This window comes from Nocardioides sp. (genome assembly GCF_035429765.1).
GTDB lineage: Bacteria > Actinomycetota > Actinomycetes > Propionibacteriales > Nocardioidaceae > Nocardioides.
Genome location: NZ_DAOMFK010000270.1, coordinates 1 through 3,233, shown reverse-complemented (window position 1 = coordinate 3,233; position 3,233 = coordinate 1). Strand labels below are relative to the sequence as shown.

At 76.7% G+C, this 3,233-nt stretch carries 2 protein-coding genes; one reads left to right on the top strand and one right to left on the bottom strand.

Annotation, left to right across the window (positions count from 1 at the left end):
* The coding region (locus PLP61_RS15960) for a hypothetical protein (RefSeq protein ID WP_324503749.1) at positions 1-1,849 on the bottom strand (1,849 nt) is incomplete at its 3' end.
* Between the two features lie 101 nt (positions 1,850-1,950).
* On the opposite strand from PLP61_RS15960, the gene PLP61_RS15955 reads away from it, so the two are divergent.
* Positions 1,951-3,186, top strand: coding sequence for a cell division protein PerM (locus PLP61_RS15955; RefSeq protein WP_324503748.1), 1,236 nt, complete (start codon positions 1,951-1,953; stop codon positions 3,184-3,186).
* The last annotated feature ends 47 nt before the right edge of the window (positions 3,187-3,233 follow it).

The following is a 3,233-nucleotide window of genomic DNA, read 5'->3' as shown; positions in this document are numbered from 1 at the left end:
CCGGCGCCGGCAGCTGCGGCAGCCGCTCGCGGGCCCGGTCGACGAGTGCGACGAACGCCTCGGGAGTCATCCGGACCTCCCCGGTGGGGGTGAAGCCCACCTGCGCCACGGCGGTCCCCGACCGGGCGATGCCCATCAGGTACGTCGCGGTCGCGGTGTCTGAGAGCTCCACGTCCACCCGCCACACGGTGAGCTCCTCCTCGCCGTGCCGGGTGTCGGCGAGCCGGACCACCTGCGTTCCCGGGGACTTGTCCTCGCAGCCCGCGAGGCGCTCGCGCAGCCCCGCGACGAATGCCTGCGCAGCGGGCTGCGGCATCGTGCCGACGGTCTCGGTGAGGCCGAACGTGGCAGGAAGGCTGGCTCGGGGGAACAGGAACGTGCGGGTGAGCGCATGGGTGATCGGGCGTTCGGTGAACTCGGCCCGGTCGCACTGCGTGGCTGCCGCGTTCACCGTCGCCCGGCGCGGGTCGGTGCCGACCCAGGCGTCGTCCACCGAGGTCACCGGCGGCAGGTCGATCGTGCTGAGCATGCCCGGCACGGCGCCGGTGGGGAGGGGGGCGACGCGCGTCCGGGTGGGCGGGGCGGCGCAGCTCCCGGTCCCGGGAGCCCCGCAGAGGGTGTTGACGGCCGCCGCGAGCAGCGCGGCGTGGCTGGCCAGGTCCGGCGCCTGAGAACCCGTCCGGCTGCTCATCGTGGTGGTGGTCACCCGGCCGGTCCGGGCCACGCCCACGACCATCGTGGTGACCGGCGGCGCCCAGGACCGCAGGACCAGCTGGACCGCCTCGTCCCCGACGCCGTCGAGCCGCTCGGTCGAGAGCAGCTGGACCCGGTCCTGGACGCAGCCCGCGAAGGACTCGGCCGCCACGGTGAAGGTGCGCCGAGCGGCTCGCGGCGTGCTGGCCAGCAGGGAGGACTGGGTCGCCGCCACGCTCTCCTGCCGCTGGGCCGGTGGGGTGCGCGGGCCCGGCGAGGTCAGGTAGGTGCGGACCAGTCCCTGGGTCGCGGGACCGGGGAGCGCGGTGTCCTGGCACGGGAGGGAGGGCGCGCTGTCGGGCCCGGTCGGGCTGGTCGTGCGCACCGACCAGCGCCGGTCCGGCGCCACCCGGCCGAGCTGCCGGGCGGTGAGCAGCCGGTCGGGCGTCAGCTCGACGGGGGCCGGTGCCGGCGTGCTGGCGACCGGTGAGGCGGAGGCGACCACGGTCTGCTCCGTGAGCCGGGGGCGGACCCCGCCCCCGTGGCTGACCGCCGCACCGCTGGCCAGCAGCACGCCCACCACCGCCGCGGCGCCGACCAGGGTGTGGGTACGGCGTCGCGCGCTCCCGGCCCGCCGGATGATCGTCGGCCGCGGCCAGTGGTGGTCGGCGGTCACCTCGGCGAGCTGGTCGAGCACCACCCGGACGGTCGGGGAGTCGATGCCGCGGTGGGCCGCGAACAGCGCGGTGGCCGACTGGAGCTCGCGCTCCGCGGTCGCCAGCGGCAGCTCCGCCTCCCGGGCCAGGTCGGTCATCGAGCCGCGGGTCAGGTGGGTGAGCAGCAGCATCTTGCGCTGGCTCGTCGTGAGGCGACCCAACGCGTCGAGCGTCTCGGCGACCCCGGGCACGTCGCTGCGCCCGCGGTGCCAGACCCGGGCGCCGTGCCGGCGCTGCGCGTGCGACCAGGCCAGCGGGCGCACCCACGGCTCGGGGTCGGCGAGCAGCGAGACCCTGTCCCAGTGGTGCCAGGCCCCGACGAAGGCGTCCCTGACCGCGGCGTACGCCGCCGGCAGGTCGCCGGTCAGGGCGTAGGTCTGGTGCAGCAGTCGCTGACGCGCGTCCTGGTAGAACGCGTCGAAGGCGGCGGGGTCCGTCATGGCCCGTCCACGGTACGTGAGGCCCGGTTGACCCCGCACATCGTCGGCTCCCGGCGTGGGTCCGCCCGAGGGCGGTCGCCCCGGGTGATGATGGCAAGGTCATGACGTCCCTGCTCGCCCCGCCCGGAACGCCCGTCACCGACCTGCGCCACCGGCGACCCCTCGTCGCGGTGGCGGCGCTCGGCGGGGTGGTCGCCGCCGCGAGCACGCTCGTGGTCTGTCTTGCGCTCGCGGTGGTCGGCTGGTTCCTGGCCGACGCCGGTGCGCACGGAGCGCCCCACGACGGGCTGAGGGTCGGCACGCTGGGCTGGCTGATGGCACACGGCTCCGGGGTGCACGTGCAGGGCGCGGCGGTGACGGTGGCCCCGCTGGGCCTGACGCTGCTCTGCGGCTGGGTGGCGTGGCGGGTCGGGCTGCGGGTGGGTGACTCGGTGTCCGGCCACGGACCCGACGCGGACCGTCTCGCCGACGGCGAGCGTGACTGGACGGTGCCGGTCGCGACCCTGCTCTTCTCGGTCGGCTACGCGCTGGTGGTGGCGGTCGCCTCGTCGTTGGCCGGCGACCCGGCCACGTCCCCCTCCACGGTGCGCGCGGTCCTCTGCGCGGTCGGTCTGGCCGTGCTCGTGGGAGGCCCGGCCATCGCGCTCGGCTCCGGCCGGCTGGCGATCTGGGCAGCCGTGCTCCCGGAGCCGGTGAAGGCGGTCGGCGCCTCGGCCGGCCGCATCCTGGGGTGGTACCTCGTGGTGTCGGCGGCCGCCTTCCTCCTCGCCCTGCTGCTCGACCTGGCCTCGGCGGCCAACGTGCTGGCGCAGCTGCACACCTCGGCGGGGGAGACAGCCACCTTCGTCGCCCTCTCGTCCCTGCTCGTCCCCAACGCCGTGGTGTTCGCCGGCTCCTACCTGCTGGGCCCCGGGTTCGCGGTGGGCACGGGCACGGTGGTCGCGCCCAGCGGGGTCGTGCTCGGGGCGATGCCGCTGTTCCCGCTGCTGGCCGCCCTTCCGGACGCGGGTACGTCTCGCTGGACCCCGTGGCTGATGGCCCTGCCGCCCGTGGTGGCCGGGTGGGGCGCCGCCCGGGCGCAGCGGCGTCACCCCACCCTGCGGTGGGACGAGGGAGCGCTGCGCGGCGGGCTCGGCGGGATCCTCGCCGCCGTCGGGCTCGCCCTGCTCGCCTCGCTGGCCGGCGGCGCGGCGGGCCCCGGCCGGATGCGGGAGGTGTCCCCGTTCGTGCTCGACGTCCTCGTGCACGCGGTCCCCGCCCTGGGTGTCGGCGGTGTCCTCGGGGGCCCGCTGGCCACCTGGTGGGAGCGCCGGCCCGCGGCCGCCGAGGAGGGCTGAGCCGCCCGGGGGGGGGGGCCGCCACGGAGGAAAAACTACGGCGGTGC